This window comes from Alkalilimnicola ehrlichii, from assembly GCF_003399765.1.
In the GTDB taxonomy this organism is placed as follows: Bacteria; Pseudomonadota; Gammaproteobacteria; order Nitrococcales; family AK92; genus AK92.
In genome coordinates this window covers 19,115-38,920 of record NZ_NFZV01000023.1, presented here as the reverse complement: position 1 = coordinate 38,920, position 19,806 = coordinate 19,115, and the positions used below count along the sequence as shown (strand labels likewise).

The window sequence follows — 19,806 nt, the reverse complement described above, 5'->3', positions numbered from 1 at the left end:
CCTTGCTGAAGCGTGTTAGCGCTTGCGGCCCGTGGGTTCGACCCCAACTGTTGGTCGTTGACAGCCTGTTGCCGTACGCAGCCTTCTTGTCGCCGCTTTTTCTAACGACGGGTGCCGGCCGTGCCTGGACACAATGCCTTGCTGATTGCTAATCGCGCTTGTCGCGACGGCGAAATCGACCTAAAGCCTGCATTGGCACAGCTCGACGAACGAGGCGTGGCCGCCCATGTGGTCTATCCGGACGGGGTTGCGGAGCTACAGCGTGATATCCGCGAGGCCTCGGGGCGTTGGGGAACCGTTATTGTTGCCGGGGGCGACGGCACGTTACATGCGGCTATTCCCGCTTTGCGCGAAGCGGACGTTGTTCTTGGGATACTGCCTTTGGGGACGGCAAACGATCTTGCCCGGGGGTTGGATATCCCGCTCGATCTCGTTGGGGCCGCCGAAGTGATCGGGAGCGGGAGGGTGCGGCCTATCGATATCGCCGCCGTTAACGATACGTTCTTTCTAAACGCCGCGAGCATCGGTCTTGGCGTTGCGGTAACGCGGGAGTTATCCAACAGCGGCAATTTGAAGCGGCGTTGGGGAGCATTGAGTTACGCCCGTGCGCTCGTCAACGCGATGTCGAACGTGGATGCCTTTCGGGTGCGGCTTACCATCGACGGCGAGCAAAAAAGTGTCCGTTCCTTGCAGGTAACGATTGGTAACGGGCCGTACTATGGCGGCGGGATGGCTATCGCTCCGGAGGCGCGGGTCGACGATGGCACACTCTATCTCTACAGCGTGGCGCCGCGTCCATTTTGGCAGCTTGCCCGGTTGCTTACCGCTATTCCACGCGGAGGGCAGGGGCGTTATCCGCAAGTGCTGGCTCAGCAAGCCCGTAGGATACAGGTCGATACGGACGAGCCCTTGCCGATTACTGCCGACGGCGAGCCTTGCGGCAAAACGCCTGCAACATTCGAAGTGTTGCCTGCCGAAGTGCGGGTTTGGGTGCCTTAGCAGGGAGGGAAACAAATTTCCCATAGTCTGCTAAAAAGAGATACGGCGCTGTTCCTTGGGATATTCCGCACCGGGTAGAGGGTCAGGAGTGAGTATGTTTCGAAGCGAAGCCCAAGTGGCGGTCGACGATCTACAGCTTGGACATCATCATGCCGCCGCTTTATATGAGGAGGATGCCGATATGATCGGCGATCCTCTGCGGGCGGGTTTGTTTAAGGAGCTAGCAGAGCAGCGATCGCGGATGGGAGAGCGTTTGGCGCAGCACCTAAAGCGCCTGGGGGAGTTGCCGAGCGGGCCGGACGAAGACAGAGAAACGCTAAGCTATCTCAAAGACATGATTCAGGCTCGTATAAGCGACGATGAGTATAGAACCTTGCTTGAAAACCGTTTGGCAACCGAACAAGAGTTGGCGCGATTGGTTAGACATGCGCAATTTATTGCCGGCGAATTACCCCCGGCAACCGTACGGGTCATTGAGGAGGCTGCGCGCCAGGTTGAACTCGCTCAGCAACGTTTACAACGCGCTTTAGGGACATTATGAGCGGGTATAGCTCTATATTAGGGCTGGCTTGTTGATGGCCGGATAGGGCAAAATCGGGGGCTTCGGCAAGAGGATAGGCGAGTTTGTTATGACCCAAAAACGGCTACATCGGCGAGTTCGGATAATTCCGTTCAATACCGCCGGGCGAAAGAGTTTTTTCGCTTAATTCCGCATTCCGCCGTAATAGGCATGGAATTAGTCGATTTCGGCAATAATACAGCGATTGCCCGCCTGCCTTATAGCGTGAATTTGGTTGGCAATCCTCGTAGTGGCGTATTGCACGGCGGGGTGCTGACAACATTGATCGATCAAACCAGCGGCACGGCGGTGTTTGCCAGCCTGCCGGAGCCGGAAATGGTGGCGACGCTCGATTTGCGAATCGATTATTTGCGTTCGCCGCAGCCGCATAAAGACTTGTTTGCCCGCGCCGAGTGTTACCGTATTACGCCGAATATTGCTTTCGTACGTTGTGAAGCGTATCACGAGGGTGATCCGCAGGCGGTTGCTGCGAGTGTGAGCAGCTTTATGCGAACCGGCAGTCGACAAGGCATCATGGTGCAGGAGTAAGCACATGCAAGAACTTTCCCGGTTTTTGCCGATGCTCGCGAGCGGGGCGACTTAAAGGCCATTATCGACTTTGTACCCTATGCCCGTTTGATCGGAATGGAAGTTGCCGAGGCGCGCGGGCCGCAGCTGGTGTTCAAGCTGCCGTTTCGGGAGCAGAATGTCGGTAACTATCGATTGCCTGCCTTGCATGGCGGCGTCATCGGCGCCTTTATGGAGCATTCGGCGCTGCTCCAAATCTTATGGAATATGGAAAGCGATTTTCTTCCTAAAGTTATCGATTTTTCCATCGATTATTTGCGACCGGGTCGGCCAGAGACGATTTTTGCCGAGTGCGAGGTGCTCCGGCAAGGGCAACGCGTGGCTAACGTTTCGATTCGTACTTGGCAGTCCGATCCGGCCAAGCCGGTCGCAACGGCGCGCAGCCATTTCTTGCTCTCCCGCCCGACGGAGCAGACGGCGTAAGCGCGCCATACACGCGTTTTGCTGAATATTTTCAGCAATATGCTAATGTTAAGCGCTTAGCGGCTTGGATTGCGCGAGAGACTATAAGACGCTAGCGGTCTGCATAACTTCATTACGAACTCAGAGATAAGCGGCCGGTTTTCGACAAGGCGCACCTCGCAGTTGTTAATGGCCGGTCGCGGCCCGCTGAGTACGTAAATTATAGTCTTCTCGTAATGGCTATGGAGGGGTGTAGGGGATGTCGGATTCGACGGGGTACCTCAGCGAAGAGGAGCGCGTTTTCCTGCGTGAGCTGTTCGAAAATACGGACAAAGCGCTAGAGAACGACGAAGCCACCGGGGTGATACAGTTAGAAGCGTTGGGCCTGGATCGGGAGCGGCTACTGGCCGTTCTTAAGAACATGAAAACGGAGGTGATTGCGACAGACGGTACGCATCGCCTGCGTTTTCAGCTAGAAACCGACGGTGTGGACGGCAAACAAGGTCTGCGCTTAGTGCTGCCGAAAGTAATCGACCAACGGGGGCGAGAGCGCGATGTGCGTGTCTGGCCGGGGCCGGGGGAGGTGAGAGTGCATGACCCGGCGCTTACGGTTCGCGATGCGCACGTGCTCGATGTTTCCACCAGCGGTTTGCGTATGAGTTGCCGTACCGACCGTTCGATTACGATTGGCGATCGGATCGAAAATATCGTGCTGGAACTGCCGGTAAGCGCACCGGTGACCTTCTCGGCCACCGTGGTGCGTATCCAGTTCGAGGACGAAACGCAGGATCGCCAGCAGCTGGCCCTGCGTTTCGACAGGCTTGACCACCCGGCGGAAGCTGCCCTGCGCCGGTATATTTTTGAGCGTTTCTGAAACGGTGCGCCGTTTCGCTATTCCTCGCCGTAGTCGAGGAATAGCTCCATCAACGTTTCATCGGTCAGTTGGTTGACAACGCTGACGCGCCAGCGGCCTTCCTGCTCCGCATCCAAACCTTTACGCGACCAGACACGCCACCGCGGACCGCCCACCGCGAACGAGACTTCCGCCTCGACCACACCTTCGCGCTCCCAGCGATGGGCAATCGTCAGGCCGCTCATATCGCGTAACTCGGTGAAGAAGTAAACGTGATCGGCGTCGCCACGAAGATGTTTTAACGCGTCGACGGGTTCGCGCTCCGCGATCGCAGACGTAAATAACGCGCGTTCCACCCAACCGCCGCGCCAGCTACCTGCCGCTTCCTCTGCCGATGCCAGGTTTGGCCATACCGTCAAGCAGTAAAGCGCCGAGAGTAATACCGCTAGCCGTGCTAGGTAAGTTTTAGCGTTGACCGCTAGGGGGGTAGCTGCTTGGTTTGTCGTTGTCATGAGGCTAACCTTTACTTTTTCTTGCTGTCGTATAGCGCCGTTCGGTCGCTCCCCGAATTATGCCGTATTCCTTTGGTCATGCGTGATGAGATAGGACGGTGTTTCTTTGACGGCCGGTTTGCCGAGCGCTGAACTTTTCTTTGTATCGCATGCGCTTGTCGTTGCGACAACGGTTTGCGCAAAACCGTGGCTTGCCTGGGCGAAAAGCAACCCAACAACAGATGTACCAAGTACGAAAACAGGCGATGGTACTTTCAAATGGTTGATAAAGAAGGAGTAGTTCGATGCCGCTGACCGAGCGTCGTCATCGGGGGCAAATGCCCCCCACGGATATGAACCCCGGGGACCAGGCGCCTCCAGGTACTCCTGACACCGGAGAGACCCTGTGTCCGCAGTGTTCAGGCAGCGGGCGTCTGAAGGGGCGTCGGTGCGCCAACTGCGGTGGGACAGGGATGATTATAGCCGGCGTGGGTGGCGCCTGAGGCCCGCTAAGGCCGTTGTGGGTAGGAAGGGCGTGTTGCACCCGCTTGCGAAGAGAGATCGAGTACTAGCAAACCTAAGCCCGAAGTCGGCCTAAATGCCGATCTTTGCTAGTGTGAAAGATGGATATGGATGCAGACGCGGAGTAGCCGTTATGAAACCACGTGACGAACAGTCTAAACCGGCGAAGGATGTAGCAACTCAGCAGCCGATGCAGGATGCGGTCGACGAAGCGTCGGAAGAGTCGTTTCCTGCCAGCGATGCGCCATCGTGGACGCCGGTTGATGGAACCGGAACGCCTGACCGAGAAAGCAACAAAGGCAAGCACTAATCGGCAACTACGTAGTCATCTTTGCTCGCGCATAGCAAATAGCGTCGGGGAAGAAAGCCAGGAAATCGGCTTCCAGTGCTTCATAGTGCAAAGCCGCCTCCTGGCCCGCGCCCTGCAACGGCGTGGGGCGTTTAAAGCGTTGCGCAATTCTATCCAGCACGAAGCTGGCGGTATCGAACTGCCGATAACTATACAGCCAATTCTCGCGCTCCATACGCGGAGCAATCTGGCGTAGGCGCGGCGGCAAATAGCCATGGTAGTGGCGCAAGGCTTGGTAGACGCGTGCGGTGAAAGGCGGCAAGGGTTCTGCGCTGAACCTATGCCAGTGCCTGGCTAGGAAGTGATCGTAGCAAACGTCGACGATAATGCCGGCAAAGCGTCGCCTGTCGCTGGAAAAGCGGCTTTTGCTGCGGATCACGATAGGGTGCGCGTCGGTAAAACTGTCGATTAATCGATGTAGAAGGATGCCCTGAGCCATCGCCGGCGGCCATTGGGCGGGGTCGATGCGTCCCTTAACGAAATCCCCAAGCAGGTTTCCGACCAAAGCTTGGTCGGTGTTATCGCCTAGATAGAGGTGGGCAAGATAGTTCATGATGGCCTTAGTGGAAGGTTGCTAGCGCTCCGCAACCCTTCGACTGACGGGGCAGACCGTTGCGCCTGATCGCAAACCAGGCATGCGTGGTTCGCAAGGGCTGTTATCCCGAAGGGCAGGTACAACGCTAGCTCAGTACATTCATCGTACAACGATATCGAAATCTTACACGGAGATGATTAGAAATTCCGCTTAAGAATTCTCTTTCTCGGAGGTTGTTGGCAGGATGTCTGCTAACAGGATGCCGAAACAGCCCGGCCTTAGGTTTTGTAGCTCGCTCCCCGGTAGTAGATCTTCTACCGAGCGGCAGGAATCGCTCTCTGCTACCTGTCTACGGGGTATGGCGTCGCTAAGATGTTGAAATTGTTTTTATTAATGATTTGGTTAAATTGTTATTTTTGATAACTGTTGTCAGTCGTGGCAAGAGTGTGACATTCTTTTTTATTTGTCGGTTGAATATTAGAAGCCATACGACATTTTTAGGTGCTTTATTTGATAGTATGGGATGCATCACAGGATGTGAATTGTGTAGGCCCTTAACGGAATAATAAAAATGGTGCAAGGAAAGCATTCTGGCTCTAGATGGCAGCTCCGTTTAGCCGTTCTTATCATGCTGATGGTTACCGTGTTGTTCAAGCCTGGCTTGGCTGCGTCCGGTAATGCTTATGTAAAGTTCTCCGATATTTATTATTTCGTGGACGAGCGCGCGAGCTTGACGGCTGAGGAGGTCAAAAACCTGCCGCCGGAAAGCTGGTCGAGAAGCCGGCGCGAGGTTCCGAATTTCGGTTTTGTTTCGAACACCTATTGGTTCTTTGCGCAGGCGTCGTCGTTATCTCCTGGCGACTGGCTGCTTGAGGCGGGCGGTCCGTTGCTCGATAACATGGAAGTATTTGTCTACTCGGGAGGAAAGGCTGTTGGACATTACGAAGTGGGTCGCATGTACCCTTTTGCCAATCGAGAGCTTTTTCATCGCAAGTTTCTCTTTCCCGTCGAACTTGGCGAGGGGAACGATCTGACGATTCTTGTCCGAGTACAAACAACGAGTGCTTTACAGGTCCCATTGCGCCTATGGCGACCCAGCGACTGGTTGCAAAAGAGCCAGCATGGCATGCTACTGCACGGTATTTTCTACGGCATCATTGGTGCCATGGCGCTTTTTAATTTGCTCATGTGGAGCATCCTTCGCGAACGCGCTTACTTGTTCTATGTAGGTATTGCGATTTCTCTAGGCCTGTTCTGTGCCACGATGAGTGGGCTTAGCTATCAGTTCCTCTGGCCGAATGCACCATTGTGGAACGCGCATGCACCGGCATTTTTGTCGTTCAGTTGTACGATTTTTGCGAGTTTGTTCGTTATTGACGCTATGCGTTTACGCAAAACGCGGCCACGCTATGCCAGAGTGCTTCAGTTGGTGGGTGCGGTTGCGGCTATGGGGTTACTTAGTTTGCCCTGGTTAGGGCCAGGCTTCGCGAATGTTTTTGCCGGGTTTTTATCCGGTGTGATCTCGGCGGTGGTGATCTTTCTCATTCTGTTCGCATTACCTATGCAGCGCCGATATGAATACGGCTTTTCCGTTTACGCTTGGGGTGCCGTGAGTATCGGCGTGCTGTTATTGGTTCTGAATAAGTTCGGTGCTTTGCCGCAGATTCCTCTGACAGAGTACGGATTGCAGTTAGGCGTGATTGCCGAAGCCATTTTACTCTCGGCCGTGCTTGTCAGGCGCTACTATTCGGAACGTGTCGCTAAGGTGCGCGCCGAGGCGAAAGCGAGGGATCACGAGCGCTTAGCGCGGGAGAGTCAGGAACGTTTGTTGGCAGCTCAAATCGAGGCGAACGAAAAGCTGGAGCGACGGGTTGCCGAGCGTACCTTAGAACTTGAGCGGGCGATGCAAAAGGTAGCGTCGACCAATGAAACGCTAAAGAGCATGAGTCTTATCGACCCTCTGACCGGGGTCGGCAATCGACGCTTTTTCGATCAATCCTACCGTTCCGAGTGGCGCCGCGCGTTCCGCGAAAAAGCGAGTTAGCGTTGGTTTTCTCGATATCGATCACTACAAGTTGCTTCTCGATCAACGCGGCCAGGACGTTGCCGATACCTGTTTGAAGCATATTGCCCGCACGATTGAGGCGGTTGTCAGTCGTCCCTCCGATAGCATCGCCCGTTTTAGCGAGGATATATTCGCGCTGATTATGCCGCAGACTTCGCTCGCTGGGGCTGCGCATCTTGCCGAGGAAATTCGCCGACAGATCGAACAGGCTGTGCTTGAGACCGAGCGGGAATCGGTATCGGTGACGGTAACGGCAGGTGTGGCCTCTATCGTTCCGGGAGAAAGGCATCACGAAGCCATACTGTTATCCTTTGCCGACGATGCGCTGCATAAAGCGAAAGCCGATGGGCGTAACCGAGTTCGCTCCTTCGTATTGACACCGCCGCGTTCTCGCGTTGGCCGATTTGACGGGCCTGAGGACAAAGTGACGGTCACTGTCGACGAATCGAGAAAGCTGTTAAGCGATCAAGCGTAACAGGCCCCGCCTGCCTCTTCGTTACGACCAATGCCGGTGCTGCGCTCCGGGCCGATGAAGTGGCGAGGTCGCTTGTACGTGACCGCTAGGAGGCGCTGCGCTGTCTTGCAGCTCTTCTTCCAGGCGGCTAACGGCGTGTGCCACTACTGGTTTTAAGGTGTGCGTTTGGTTGAAGACCGCCCGCTGTCGGCGGCAATTGCCGCCATTTGCCACCAGCGTTTGGATGCAATCGAGATAGTTGTCGGTGTCTGCTTCTTGTGCGTACGGCCGTATCCGTTCCAGCAGATCGAGCGCTAAATCGGTCATCGGCCGTGTATTGCCGTAAGTATCGACGACACCAACGGCATCGAGTCCAAGGTGCGATGCCCGGTAGTGATTTTCTAGCTCAAGCCATAAGGGCAGTTCGAGTAGTGGCCCGTCTTGCCAGTGCTCGCTACGAAGGTAGTTCGCTAATGCTTGCACTGTGGCTGCAAGGGCTACGTTCTCGTGAACGGTCGGTTGGATGTCGGTTACCCGCAGTTCTAGCGTCCCGTAGTCCGGTCGCGGGCGAAGATCCCAGTGCATATCGGAAAAGCTCTCGAAAATGTGGGCGCGCTCCGATACGCGTACCAGTGCTTCGAACGCTTCCCAGGAATCGAGTTGCGGTGGGGTGCCAAAGGCATGCGCCTCCATGAGTACGCGTTGACGATAACTCGCAAAGCCGGTATCCAGCCCACGCCAATAAGGCGAATTGGCGGCGATGGCGAGCAGTACCGACAAATAGGGTCTCATGCGCCGTAGTAAGCGAATCGCCTCGTCGCCTGAGCCGATGCCGATATGAACATGCATGGCATAGGTAATTTGGGTGTAACCAACATAGCCCGTATCGGCTTCGACGCGCGCATAGCGCGGGGAGGGTGTGACATGCCCGAGGCGGGAGCAGAAGGGGTGTGTGCCCAAAGCGGCAAGCTTCATCCCCAAGTCGTACGCAGTATGGTTAAGCATTCGAATCTGCGTGAGCAGATGCTCTTCCAGTTCGTGGGGATGGTGGCAGACCTTCGATGCGACCTCCACGGTGAATTGCAGGTACTCGGGTTTGATATACGTTGTATCCGGGCAGCGCTGAAGTAAAGGTAAAATGCCGTCTACCAGATCGAGACTGTTTCGGTCGAGTAGCTGTAGCTCGACTTCGGCGCCGAGCGACGTCGCCGGAGAAGCTTTGAATTCCATAGCGCGCCTCGTTAATTGGCGTAGGTGGCGAGCGCGTCTCGCGCAACCTGCTCAAAATAGCAGGCCCCCACCTTGAGCACTTCCTCGTCGATGTCGAATGCCGGGCTGTGTAATGCAACAGGGTCTTGCCCGCGAGTGCGCGCTCCTAAGCGAGTGTAGCAACCGGGAATTTTCTCCAGATAATAGGAGAAGTCTTCCGATCCCATGCTGGGAAAGTCCATCTCCACCAACCCCTGGGTGCCGACAACCTCAGCCGCCGCTAATCGTGCTAGGTCCGTTTCGTTGGCGGTGTTGATCACCGGCGGGTAGCCCTCCTGAAACTCGACATCCACTTGCGCGTTATGAATTAAACCGGCACCTCTCGCCATCCGCTCCAATCCGTTAAGTACTCGGTTACGAGCTGCCGGAGCTGTGGTGCGTACGCTTCCTTCGAGCAAGGCATCCTCCGCTATGACATTGGCGGCACTGCCGGCTTGTACACGACCGATGGTAACCACATTTGGGTGAAATGGATTGGACTCGCGCGAAACCAAGGTTTGGATTGAGGTGATGAGTAAGCCGGCAACGATGATCGCGTCCGTCGCTTCATGGGGACGCGCCCCGTGGCCGCCGCTGCCTTTTATACGGATACGAAAATTATCCGATTGGGCCGTCATCACGCCGGGCGCGGTCATGATTTGGCCGACGATGTATTGCTGCGTAACATGGGCACCGAAGACGGCTTCCGTGTCGTCGAGCAAGCCCGTTTTGAGAACCTCGCGAGCGCCGCCGCCTATCTCCTCGGCGGGCTGGAAAATAAACTGAACCGTGCCTGGCGGCGGGTCAGCTTTTAGCAAGGCAGCGGCTCCCATCACCATGGCCATATGTGCATCGTGGCCGCAGGCGTGCATTTTTCCGGCGACTTCCGATCTGAACGGCCGACTCGTCGTCTCCTTGCCGGGCAGCGCGTCCATCTCGGCCCGTAGCGCGACGATAGGTTGGGAGCGCCCGCCTTCGAGCCGAGCCACAACGCCGCCCCCAATGCCGCCGTAATCATAAGGAATACCAAGCCGATCTAATTCCTTCATCAGCCGTTTGGCGGTGAATTCTTCTTCGAAGGCTAACTCCGGGTAGCGGTGAATGCTACGCCGCAGTTCGACCATCCACGGAAAGATGCCGTCTGCTTTATTCCAGTTCCCCATGGTCTATCCAGGGCTAAAAAAGCTTGTAACAGCACAGGATAGTTGGATGGAAGTCTCCGCCCTTAACCTGGCATTCGGCGACTCGTCGAGATGAGGTCTTGCGACCATGCAACTCAGTCACGGCGAGTCTGCTGGATTCCTATAGGCGTGGCGAGGCTTTCTCAATGGAAGTAGAGGAGGTAAGCAGGCCGTCAAAGCGGATGCGGCGGCCTGCTCTGGCGAGACGTTACTCTTTGGGGGAGGGGCTGTTCGGCTTGCTGGAAGGCGAGCGCCGACGGGGCCCGCTCCCTCGGCCGCGGTTGCCACCACTGCCGCTGCGCTTACCGCCACCGCCACGACTAGGCGGGCTACGACGTTCCAGCTTGGCGGGCGGTTTTAGGTCGGGCAAGAGCTCTTCGGTGACTGGTGCGGTCGGTATTTTTGCTCGATATAGCCCTCGATATCGGGCAGCGAGTAAACATACTCTTCGCAAGCGAAACTGATCGCATCGCCGCTGGCTCCGGCGCGAGCCGTCCGGCCGATACGGTGGACATAGTCCTCGGCGTCTTGCGGCAAGTCGAAGTTAATGACGTGACTAACGCCCGGGATGTGCAGGCCGCGGGCAGCTACATCGGTAGCGACCAGAATGGGTAACTCTCCGTCCTGAAACTTCTTCAGCAACTGCTCGCGCTTACGTTGTGCGATATCGCCGGAGAGCACAGCCGCCTCGAAACCGTTACCCAGCAGATAAGCCATGACCTGGTCGGCCATCCGCTTGGTGTTGATGAAGATAATGGTCCGATGCGGATCTTGATGGTTTAGCGTGCCGATCAACAGCTGCATTTTCTCGTCGGTCGACACGTGATACAGCTTCTGCCGAACTTTATCCGCCGTCACCTGCTCGGCTTCGACCTTCACCACCTTCGGGTCGTTCATGTGTTCGTAAGCCAGTTCCATGACCCGATGAGATAGCGTGGCGGAGAACAGCATGTTGATCCGTTCGCTCGGCGGCGGCATCCGGCGTAGCAAATAACGGATATCGTTAATAAAGCCGAGGTCGAACATGCGGTCGGCCTCGTCGAGCACCACGACCTCGATGTTGTTGAGGCTGAATACCCGTTGCTTATAGAAGTCGATAATCCGGCCCGGGGTGCCGATGATGATATCGACACCTTGCTCTAGTTCGCGGCGTTGCGACTCATACCCGGTGCCACCGTACACGGCTTCGGTGAACAGGCCGGTACGCTTGCCAAGCAATTGGGCATCCTTATGGATCTGGATGGCCAGCTCGCGCGTGGGGGCGAGAACCATCGCCCAAGGGCCATAGCGGCCTTCCTCTACCGGGTTTTCCATCAGGTGGTGCATGGTAGCGAGCAGAAATGCCGCCGATTTGCCCGTTCCGGTTTGAGCTTGGCCAGCAACGTCGCCGCCTTTAAGCACGACGGGCAAGGTGCCTGCCTGGATCGGCGTGCAATGGGTGAAGCCAGCTTCCTTCAGCCCTTCGAGCAGCGTCGGGGTGAGGCCGAGAGATTCGAATGTAATGTCACTAAGATGGTCGTTTTTCATGGCCGCTTAGCATACCCGATCTGTAGGAAATTTCCTAAGGAAACGCCGATTTATTTGCCGGTGTTCGACATTGTCTTCTGGCCCGCCGTCTCTTACCGCGAACAATGTCTGGTTGCCGCCGTAGCTTGTACGTTTCTGCCGTTGGTTAGCGCTGCTGCTTCCGGTATCTTTTGCGCCCTTCCGAGTTGACAGGAATCGCTTCGTGAATCTTTATTTTCGGCTTCTTCTCGTGCTGATCAAGACGTTGTTTCGGCCGCGTTTGGCGCCCATGGAAAGCTCGGTGCTGCGGTTTCGTGTCTGGCCCAACGATCTTGACATGAATATGCATATGAACAATGGGCGGTACTTGACCCTGATGGACCTGGGGCGCACCGACCTGATGCTGCGTAACGGTTTGGCAAAAGCCATTGTGAAGCAGCGTTGGATGGCCGTTATTGCCTCGGTAATGATTCGTTACCGCCGTTCGCTTTTGCCGTTCCAGCCGTTCGAGCTGCACACGCGTATGCTGTGTTGGGACGATAAGTGGTTTTTCATGGAGCAGCGAATCGTCCGCAACGGTCGCACCGTAACCATCGCCTTAGTTAAAGGGGTGGTAAGACGTTCGGGCGGTTATGTGGCGCCGGCCGAATTTCTAGAAAAAGGTTTCGGCAAAGCCGTGGAATCGCCGGAAATGCCGGAGTCCGTACTGGCCTGGTTACGCTCAGAGGAGCATGTGACGGCCGACTAGCCGGAGCTGCAAAAGCGTTTTCGGCCCCGGCTAAAGGGGCTAGTGATAGCCGACGTCTTTAGTCACTTTGCCGCGGAAAACGTAATACACATAAAAGGTGTAGAACAGTATCGCCGGCAATAAGATCAATACCCCGATCAGTACGAACGTTTGCGTTTCCGACGGCGAGGCAGCGTCCCAAATGGAAATGTCGGGTGGAATAACGTACGGCCACAAACTGATGCCAAGACCGAGATAACACAGCAGGAACAGACCCATAGACAGGACGAACGGGGCGACCTCTCGGCGTCCGTGCAGGCTCAGCACAAGGACGATCGCCAGCAACGCGGTAATAATGGGAACCGGCGATAGTAGCGCGATATTCGGCCAGGTAAACCAGCGCTGCGCGATTTCTTCGTTGAGCAGCGGTGTCCATATGCTGACCACAAAGATACAAAAGAGCATCGCCAATACCAGTACGCGCGCCATCCCGTAACAGCGCGCTTGCAGCTCGCCTTCGGTTTTCATGATTAACCACGTTGCCCCGAGCAGCGCATAGCCGACCACGAGCGCAATGCCGACAAACACACTGAATGGGGTGAGCCAGTCGAAGGTGCCGCCGGTGAAGTCGCGGCCCTCGACCTGAAAGCCTTGAATGAAGCCGCCCAGTACCAAGCCTTGAGAAAAGGTTGCCAATATTGAGCCAAAGGTAAACGAGTAATCCCACCAGTGCTTGGTACGGTGGTCCGCTTTAAAGCGGAACTCGAAGGCGACGCCACGAAAGATTAGGGCTACCAGCATGATCAAGATGGGAAAGTACAAAGCCGGTAGAATGATCGAGTACGCCAGCGGGAACGCGGCCAAAAGGCCAGTACCCCCCAGAACCAGCCAGGTTTCGTTGCCGTCCCAGATTGGGGCCACCGAATTCATCATAATGTCGCGCTCGGTTTCGTCGGCCCCGGAGGGGAAAAGGATGCCTACGCCGAGATCGAAGCCGTCCATCAACACATACATATAGACGCCGACGCCGATAATGGCAGCCCACAGTAACGGCAAGTCGATAGCCATGCTTAATCCTCCTCGTCGAAGCGGTCCGCGACCGAAAGCGGTCGGCGTGCCCCGCGCAAGGGGTGGCCGGTAGTGGGATGTTCCGGCCCCTTATTGATCAGGCGGCTGAGGTAGTACACCCCCGCGCCGAAGACAATGGCGTAAGCGATGAAGAATACCGCCAGCGAGGTTATGACGTTGCCGCCGGATATGCCCGGCGAGACGGCGTCTTCCGTGCGCATGAAGTCGTAAATAATCCAGGGTTGGCGACCGATTTCGGTGGTAAACCAGCCGGCCATGATCGCGATAAAGCCGATGGGAATACAGCCCACGCAGAGTTTGAGAAACCAAGGCGTATCGTAGAGCCTGCCGCGATAACGTAGATACAAGCTGATGATACCGACTGCCAGCATCAGAAAGCCGATAAAGACCATAATCCGAAACGCATAGAAAACCGGCGCCACCGGCGGCCTGTCTTCCGCGGCCCATTCCCGTAGGCCTTGTACCTCACCTTCCCATTCGTGAGTCAGAATCAGGCTACCTAGGTTGGGGATGCCGATTTCGAACCGGTTCGTTTCGTTTTCCGCATCGGGAATAGCAAAGAGAATGGCCGGTTGGCCGCGTTGCGTCTCCCAATGGCCTTCCATGGCCGCGACTTTCACCGGTTGATGTTCCAGCGTATTCAGACCATGCAGATCGCCAAGGAAAATCTGTAAAGGTGCAACCACGGCGATCATCCCCATGCCCATCGACAGCCCGATACGCGCATGTTCCTGGAAGCGATTTTGCAGGAGGTACAGCGCGCTGACGCCGCTGACTACAAAGGCGGTGGTGAGCATGGTTCCTGCCACCATATGGGTGAGTCGATAGGGGAATGAGGGGTTGAAAATGGCCTCTATCCAGCTATCGACGAAGAAGCGGCCCTCTTCGTAAATAAACCCGGCCGGCGTTTGCATCCAGCTGTTTGCGGAGAGAATCCAAAATGTGGAGATCAGGGTGCCGAGCGCTACCATATAGGAGGCGAACACGTGTAACGGTCGCGGTACCCGGTTGCGGCCGAACAGCAAGATGCCGAGAAAAGTTGCCTCCAGGAAGAAGGCGGTCAGTACCTCATACGCAAGTAAGGGGCCGAGAATATTGGCGCTGGCATCGGCGAATAGGCTCCAGTTGGTGCCGAATTGAAACGACATGACGATGCCGGAAACCACCCCCATACCGAATGAGACCGCGAAGATCTTGGTCCAGAACTGCGACAGCCGAATATAAATTTCCCGGTCGGTTTTCCACCACAGGGTTTCTAAAACGGCGATCCATGAGGCTAGGCCAACGGTAAAGGCCGGAAACAATACGTGGAAAGAGATAACGAACGCGAACTGAACGCGGGATAAGAAAATGGGGTCGAATTCCACGGCGGCGCTCCTATCCGGCCGGGTTCCGTTATGCGCAATGGAGTTCTAAAACGATTATATGGGGAGGCTGTTGCTGTTGTTCAAGCCCCCGCTGTTCGTATTCGGCCTTCCCTATGACGCAGAGGGCGGCGCGCGCTTCGTGCACTTCCGCCGCCAAGGGGCTTGAAATCAGCCTTTGCCAACGCTCAGAATTAGGCTTCTTTTTATCTAAGAAGCTGAGTCTCATGAGTAGATCGCCGGTTCGTTATCTTCCTTTTGTCGGTTTGTTGATCGCGCCGTTGTCGGTGCAAGCGGCCGGGGGGCATTATGCTGTCGACGACGCGATGGTGGTCGCTCCCGGTAGCTGCGAAATCGAAGCATGGTATTCGCGCGGAGACGGAGATAACCAAGACTACACGGCGGTACCGACCTGCAACCCCTGGGGCAATCTGGAGATCGGCTTGGGCGCGAGCCGGGTCCAGGACGCCGGCGAATGGGACACATGGGCCGAGCTTAACGTTAAATCCATTGTGCGACCGTTCGAGCGGGGAGGCTATGGCTGGGGTATCGCCGCGGCAACATCCTATGGCGGCGCGCAGGACCGCGTGGAAGGCGGCGTTATCTACCTGCCGTTAAGCGTTCACGTCGCCGAGACACTTGTCATGAACTACAATCTCGGCTGGGCCTACGAGCGCGATGGCGACGATGCGGCCATTTGGGGGTGAACGGAGTTCACCAACTGAGCAATGAGTTCGACCTGATCGGCGAGGCTTACGGTACCCATAGAGGCGGCACCGAATTTCAACTCGGCCTGCGCTATAACTGGGGGCCGGCGGTATTCGATCTCGGTTACGGTTGGGTCCGTTCGGATAGCGACGACGATTGGTATACGGTAGGGTTTGCGTGGGCCTTCTAAGCGCTTGCGTAGCGTTAGGATCAGTATCGCTGATCCATGATAATTAACCCCTCTGGGTGTTCCAGCTGAATCCATTCGACACGGCGGCCGCGCAACTTAAGCCAACCGGTATGGCGGTCGTGTCCTTGTAAGCTGAACTCGAAGCGATAGCGGCGGTCGAACTGAAGTCGTCCGTTGCCATGGCGGCTTAGCCCGAGGGCGGCAACCGAGACCGTTTGGTCCAACAACTGTACCTGAGTTTTCCGGCACGCTTGACGGCAAACCGCCAGCGCACGCTCGCGTGCACCGAGGCTGTCGTACCAGAACGCCGCGGCCGCGACGGCAAGAATGAGTAAGCTCAGCGTAGTCATGATGACGTCCTTACCATGAACGATGTAACGGCCGGCTGTCGGCCGGCGCTCCCTTCGGTTACTATACCTACATGCCTTCCATTATTGATTTGCACACGCACTCCACCGCTTCGGATGGAACCTTGCAACCGGCCGAGCTGGTGAAAGCGGCTTACGCCGAAGGCGTGCGCACGCTCGCATTGACCGACCACGATACCACGGCTGGAATAGCGCCGGCCCAAGCCCAAGCCTCGCTATTGGGGATGAGGTTGGTGCCGGGTATCGAGCTATCCACTCGCTACGAAAGTAAACCTTTGCATGTGGTCGGGTTGAATATAAATCCGGGTCACCCCGAACTTCAGCGAGGCATCGCTCAGTTACGCGGCCTGCGACGCGAGCGGGCCGAAAAATCGGCAAGCGCTTGCAGAAGATGGGTTGGCCGGATGCGCTTGCGGCTGCTGAGCAGTTAGCCGGCGAAGCGGACGTCACCCGTACCCATCTGGCGCGAGCGTTGGTAGAACAGGGGGCGGCCGAATCCATGAACGCCGTTTTCCGCCGCTTTTTAGGTTTCGGAAAGCCGGCCTACGTGGCTGTTTCCTGGCCGGTATTGGACGATGTGGTCGCTTGGATCAAAGCCGCCGGCGGCGTGGCCGTGATTGCCCACCCGCATAGCTATAGCTGGACCAGCGCCTGGCGCCGTCGGATTGCCGATGCCTTCAAAACCGCCGGCGGCGATGCCATCGAAGTCGTCTGCGGCAACAGTACGCCCAACGATATCGGCATGGCTAGCGGCCTTGCTCGCCGCTTCGACCTTCTCGCGTCCCAGGGGTCGGACTTTCACACCCCGTCGGTACCATGGGTTAAGCTTGGCGGTTTGCAGGACATGCCGGCCGATCTGACGCCGGTCTGGGAGTCCTTTAATACTGCTACCTCTGGGCCAGTAAGCTCGTGCTAGCTTCCGCATCGATCGGACGGCTGAAATAGTAGCCCTGGAACGCATCGCAGCCTTCCTCTCGAAGGAAAGCCAATTGTTCCAGCGTTTCGACGCCTTCCGCTGTTACCCGTAATTGCAGACTCTTGCCCATGGCGATGATCGCACGCACGATGTTGCTGTCGCTGCCATCGTGCGGTAGCCCCATCACGAAGATTTTGTCGACTTTCAAACCGTCCACCGTGAATTGTTTTAGATAGTTCAGCGACGAATAACCAATGCCGAAATCGTCGATGGCAATGCGTACGCCGAGGGACTTCAATTGTTTCAACAGCTGTAGCGTTTGTTCCGGGTTGTCGATTAGGAAGGTCTCGGTAAGTTCCAGCTCCAGATAAGCTGCATCCATTTTGGCAGCATGTACAGCGTTGGCGATAACCTCGACCAGCGAGGGGTCGCGGAAGGAGCGTCCGGAGATGTTGACGGCCATTCGCACCTCGCCGTGACCGGCATCGCGCCAGGCAGCATGCTGTTGGCATGCCGTTTTTATCACCCAGTGGGTAATGGGGACGATTTGCCCGGTCTGTTCGGCGAGCGGGATGAATTGCGCCGGTGCGATCAGGCCGCGGCTAGGGTGCTGCCAACGTAACAGAGCCTCAAAGCCTATAATGCGTTCGCTTTCGATGTCGATCTGCGGTTGATAGTGCAAGACCAACTCTTCTTGCTCAAGCGCCTTATGTAGCTGATTCTTCAGCGACAGGTGTTCTACCACGGTGGAGTTCATCTCCTCGGTGTAGAAGGCGTAATCGTTGCCGCCTTTGCCCTTCGCTCGATGCAAGGCCGTATCCGCGTTCTGCAACAGCGCGAGTGCCGTCTCGCCGTCGGCCGGTGCCAGCGCGAGTCCGATACTAGCGCTTAGAAAAAGTTCGCGCCCGTCGAGTTCAAAGGGTTGGCGTAGGGCTTCGAGCAGTTTGTCGGCAACCCGACAAGCGCCGTGAAGGGCATTGATATTCGGCAGGATGATGGCGAACTCGTCGCCGCTCCAGCGACCGACAATATCGCTGCGACGCAGCTGATGGGTCAGGCGACGAGCCGTTTGTTCCAGTAGATTATCGCCGACATCGTGCCCCAGACTGTCGTTAACGATCTTGAACTGATCGAGATCCAATAACGCCAGCGCGACGGTTTGCTCCTGGCGTTTAGCCTGGCGCAGGGCTTGTTCGAGGTGGTCATGAAGCAGGCGTCGGTTAGGTAGATTGGTCAATACGTCGTAATGAGCGAGATGATAGATCCGTTCCTGCGTTAGCTTCTCTTCGGTGATATCGATAAAGACAGCGAGGAAATGCGTAATCCTTTGTTGCAGATCATGTACAACCGAAAGACTGCACCACACCGGATAAATTTTGCCGTTCGGACGACGCAGGGCCAGCTCGCCCTGCCAGCAGCCGTCATGCTTCAGCTCCCGCCAGACCTTGTCGAAAAGACTCGCATCGCTGACTTGCGGTCTGAGAATCGCCGGATTCCGGCCTAGCACCTCTTCGGCGCTATAGCCGGTGATCCGGCTAAAGCTCGGATTCACCCGGCGGATAGCCCCATTGGCGTCGGTGACAATAATGGCTTGCGGATTCGCCTCGAAGACGCGCTCGGTCAACTGCGTTTCCCACACCGGCGGGGAAGACGTGGGCGCCTCCGGTGCAGGAAGCGGCTTGCGCAGGTGCGGTTCGAGCAGCTCGTTAAGCAGACGCGGATGACGAGAGGCGACGCCGAGCGCTACGAGATAACACGTCCACGTCACGAAGGCGATGTAGAGTTGTGCCATCAGCGTGGTTTCTATCGCGCTGTAGTCGGCGAAAACGCCGGTATGGTGAGTGCCGTGCCAAGCCGTACAGCTTGCGATAATCAGGCTTGCCGTGGCTGCGCCGTGGAGTCCGAAACGGTAAGCGCTCCACCATGCCAGCGGTAATGTAGCGCCGGCGACGTAGGCGAGATGAGTTGCGGTTTCTGCGCTGTCGAAAGCGAAGCGGAGCACAAGATAAAAAGCAACAATAAGGAGCAGTGCTTCGTGCCAATGACGACGGGGTAGCCGAAAACCGGAATTGTGCCAGATCAATATAAATGGCGTAACGATCCAAATACCTAACGCGCTATTAAGCCACCAGACTGACCAGGCCGCATACCAATCGGTCGCGCTCCACTCTAGCGTCAGCCAAAGCGCGGAAGTGCCGATAGCGGCATGAACCGTTGCGCTCAAAAAGGCGATGGCGAGGGCCAGCTTTACGGTCTCTTGTAAGGTCGCAGACAATTGCCGACATAGAGTCCGGAGCAAATCGGCCGCGATAATCGCTGCAAGCGTCGCCCCTAAGGCGATAAGCGTTGCGGTACCGAGGGGTAGTGCTGCGTGCCAGTTCAAGGCAAGGTGGCCGAGCGCGACACCTGGCCACAGTTGCCGGCCGCCGACTAGCAGAACGGCTACTGCCAGTCCGGCTGCCGGCCAGAATGTGCCGTCGTAGGTAAAACCCGGAGCGACCGCCAACGTGACTTCGCCGACGATATAGTAGACAACAGCCAGACCCAAGGCGGCAGGCCAATCGCGAACGGTATTGGCAATACCTGATAATGGTGAGGTTCGCATAGTTTCGAGTTCTTCTTCCTTGCGCTAGGTCGATATCAAACCCACCGCCGCGCCTTGCCCCCGTATAGGCCAGTGTGCGGCGGAAGC

22 protein-coding genes are annotated in these 19,806 nt (G+C 56.6%); 13 read left to right on the top strand and 9 right to left on the bottom strand.

What is annotated here, in order from left to right; all coding sequences use genetic code 11:
- Nucleotides 1–120 precede the first annotated feature (120 nt).
- The 5 genes from CAI21_RS17845 to CAI21_RS17825 all read left to right on the top strand — a co-directional run bounded on the left by CAI21_RS17845 (nucleotide 121) and on the right by CAI21_RS17825 (nucleotide 3,422).
- Nucleotides 121–999: a lipid kinase gene (locus tag CAI21_RS17845; RefSeq protein WP_181919508.1), complete on the top strand. Its 879-nt coding sequence runs from the start codon at nucleotides 121–123 to the stop codon at nucleotides 997–999.
- Nucleotides 1,000–1,093: 94 nt separating this feature from the next.
- Nucleotides 1,094–1,540 carry a hypothetical protein gene (locus CAI21_RS17840; protein WP_116303535.1) on the top strand — a complete coding sequence of 149 codons (447 nt, stop codon included), beginning with the start codon at nucleotides 1,094–1,096 and terminating at the stop codon, nucleotides 1,538–1,540.
- A gap of 189 nt (nucleotides 1,541–1,729) precedes the next feature.
- A complete protein-coding gene (locus CAI21_RS17835; protein WP_116303534.1) occupies nucleotides 1,730–2,107 on the top strand; it encodes a PaaI family thioesterase in 378 nt (125 codons plus the stop codon).
- Between the two features lie 60 nt (nucleotides 2,108–2,167).
- A complete protein-coding gene (locus tag CAI21_RS17830) occupies nucleotides 2,168–2,569 on the top strand; it encodes a PaaI family thioesterase (protein ID WP_258868991.1) in 402 nt (133 codons plus the stop codon).
- 238 nt (nucleotides 2,570–2,807) lie between these two features.
- Entirely contained in the window at nucleotides 2,808–3,422 is a 615-nt protein-coding gene (locus CAI21_RS17825) for a PilZ domain-containing protein (RefSeq protein ID WP_116303532.1), read from the top strand.
- A 17-nt stretch (nucleotides 3,423–3,439) separates the two neighbouring features.
- On the opposite strand, the gene CAI21_RS17820 is transcribed toward CAI21_RS17825, so the two are convergent.
- A complete protein-coding gene (locus CAI21_RS17820; protein WP_116303531.1) occupies nucleotides 3,440–3,913 on the bottom strand; it encodes a DUF2914 domain-containing protein in 474 nt (157 codons plus the stop codon).
- Between the two features lie 634 nt (nucleotides 3,914–4,547).
- On the opposite strand from CAI21_RS17820, the gene CAI21_RS23325 reads away from it, so the two are divergent.
- The gene (locus CAI21_RS23325) at nucleotides 4,548–4,724 is read left to right on the top strand and encodes a hypothetical protein (protein ID WP_181919507.1); all 177 of its coding nucleotides are present in this window, start codon (nucleotides 4,548–4,550) and stop codon (nucleotides 4,722–4,724) included.
- Between the two features lie 7 nt (nucleotides 4,725–4,731).
- Here CAI21_RS23325 and CAI21_RS17810 read toward each other — a convergent pair whose 3' ends face one another.
- Complete coding sequence (locus tag CAI21_RS17810; protein ID WP_116303529.1) at nucleotides 4,732–5,316, bottom strand: acyl carrier protein phosphodiesterase; 585 nt, start codon at nucleotides 5,314–5,316, stop codon at nucleotides 4,732–4,734.
- Between the two features lie 610 nt (nucleotides 5,317–5,926).
- Between CAI21_RS17810 and CAI21_RS17805 the strand changes: the two genes are divergently transcribed.
- Complete coding sequence (locus tag CAI21_RS17805; RefSeq protein ID WP_181919506.1) at nucleotides 5,927–7,342, top strand: sensor domain-containing diguanylate cyclase; 1,416 nt, start codon at nucleotides 5,927–5,929, stop codon at nucleotides 7,340–7,342.
- Nucleotides 7,343–7,373: 31 nt separating this feature from the next.
- Nucleotides 7,374–7,838, top strand: a complete 465-nt coding sequence (locus CAI21_RS17800; RefSeq protein ID WP_258868990.1) for a GGDEF domain-containing protein — start codon at nucleotides 7,374–7,376, stop codon at nucleotides 7,836–7,838.
- Nucleotides 7,839–7,859: 21 nt separating this feature from the next.
- Here CAI21_RS17800 and CAI21_RS17795 read toward each other — a convergent pair whose 3' ends face one another.
- The 3 genes from CAI21_RS17795 to CAI21_RS17785 form a co-directional block, all read right to left on the bottom strand.
- Entirely contained in the window at nucleotides 7,860–9,047 is a 1,188-nt protein-coding gene (locus tag CAI21_RS17795) for a carboxylate-amine ligase (protein ID WP_116303526.1), read from the bottom strand.
- 11 nt (nucleotides 9,048–9,058) lie between these two features.
- A complete protein-coding gene (locus CAI21_RS17790) occupies nucleotides 9,059–10,228 on the bottom strand; it encodes a M20 metallopeptidase family protein (RefSeq protein ID WP_116303525.1) in 1,170 nt (389 codons plus the stop codon).
- Nucleotides 10,229–10,603: 375 nt separating this feature from the next.
- Nucleotides 10,604–11,773, bottom strand: coding sequence for a DEAD/DEAH box helicase (locus CAI21_RS17785; RefSeq protein ID WP_258868989.1), 1,170 nt, complete (start codon nucleotides 11,771–11,773; stop codon nucleotides 10,604–10,606).
- Between the two features lie 202 nt (nucleotides 11,774–11,975).
- Between CAI21_RS17785 and CAI21_RS17780 the strand changes: the two genes are divergently transcribed.
- Nucleotides 11,976–12,500 (top strand): acyl-CoA thioesterase, encoded by a 525-nt coding sequence (locus CAI21_RS17780; RefSeq protein WP_116303524.1) that lies wholly within the window; start codon nucleotides 11,976–11,978, stop codon nucleotides 12,498–12,500.
- A 39-nt stretch (nucleotides 12,501–12,539) separates the two neighbouring features.
- Here the strand turns inward: CAI21_RS17780 and cydB are convergent, their stop codons facing one another.
- Nucleotides 12,540–13,547, bottom strand: coding sequence for a cytochrome d ubiquinol oxidase subunit II (gene cydB / locus CAI21_RS17775; protein WP_116303523.1), 1,008 nt, complete (start codon nucleotides 13,545–13,547; stop codon nucleotides 12,540–12,542).
- Between the two features lie 2 nt (nucleotides 13,548–13,549).
- Nucleotides 13,550–14,935 carry a cytochrome ubiquinol oxidase subunit I gene (locus CAI21_RS17770; protein ID WP_116303522.1) on the bottom strand — a complete coding sequence of 462 codons (1,386 nt, stop codon included), beginning with the start codon at nucleotides 14,933–14,935 and terminating at the stop codon, nucleotides 13,550–13,552.
- A gap of 224 nt (nucleotides 14,936–15,159) precedes the next feature.
- Here CAI21_RS17770 and CAI21_RS17760 point away from each other — a divergent pair, with 224 nt between their 5' ends.
- Both CAI21_RS17760 and CAI21_RS17755 read left to right on the top strand, forming a co-directional pair.
- Nucleotides 15,160–15,639: a hypothetical protein gene (locus tag CAI21_RS17760; RefSeq protein ID WP_116303520.1), complete on the top strand. Its 480-nt coding sequence runs from the start codon at nucleotides 15,160–15,162 to the stop codon at nucleotides 15,637–15,639.
- Nucleotides 15,630–15,830 (top strand): hypothetical protein, encoded by a 201-nt coding sequence (locus CAI21_RS17755; RefSeq protein WP_147305165.1) that lies wholly within the window; start codon nucleotides 15,630–15,632, stop codon nucleotides 15,828–15,830. Before CAI21_RS17760 ends, CAI21_RS17755 begins: the two co-directional genes overlap by 10 nt.
- Before the next feature lie 20 nt (nucleotides 15,831–15,850).
- Here the strand turns inward: CAI21_RS17755 and CAI21_RS17750 are convergent, their stop codons facing one another.
- The gene (locus CAI21_RS17750) at nucleotides 15,851–16,180 is read right to left on the bottom strand and encodes a DUF3301 domain-containing protein (protein ID WP_116303518.1); all 330 of its coding nucleotides are present in this window, start codon (nucleotides 16,178–16,180) and stop codon (nucleotides 15,851–15,853) included.
- Nucleotides 16,181–16,251: 71 nt separating this feature from the next.
- On the opposite strand from CAI21_RS17750, the gene CAI21_RS24195 reads away from it, so the two are divergent.
- Both CAI21_RS24195 and CAI21_RS24190 read left to right on the top strand, forming a co-directional pair.
- Nucleotides 16,252–16,629, top strand: a complete 378-nt coding sequence (locus CAI21_RS24195; protein WP_220348752.1) for a PHP domain-containing protein — start codon at nucleotides 16,252–16,254, stop codon at nucleotides 16,627–16,629.
- A complete protein-coding gene (locus tag CAI21_RS24190) occupies nucleotides 16,590–17,114 on the top strand; it encodes a hypothetical protein (protein WP_220348746.1) in 525 nt (174 codons plus the stop codon). The genes CAI21_RS24195 and CAI21_RS24190 overlap by 40 nt, the downstream gene beginning before the upstream one ends.
- Here CAI21_RS24190 and CAI21_RS17740 read toward each other — a convergent pair.
- Nucleotides 17,086–19,719: a bifunctional diguanylate cyclase/phosphodiesterase gene (locus tag CAI21_RS17740; protein ID WP_116303517.1), complete on the bottom strand. Its 2,634-nt coding sequence runs from the start codon at nucleotides 19,717–19,719 to the stop codon at nucleotides 17,086–17,088. The two genes, CAI21_RS24190 and CAI21_RS17740, sit on opposite strands and share 29 nt — an antisense overlap.
- Nucleotides 19,720–19,806: the final 87 nt, after the last annotated feature.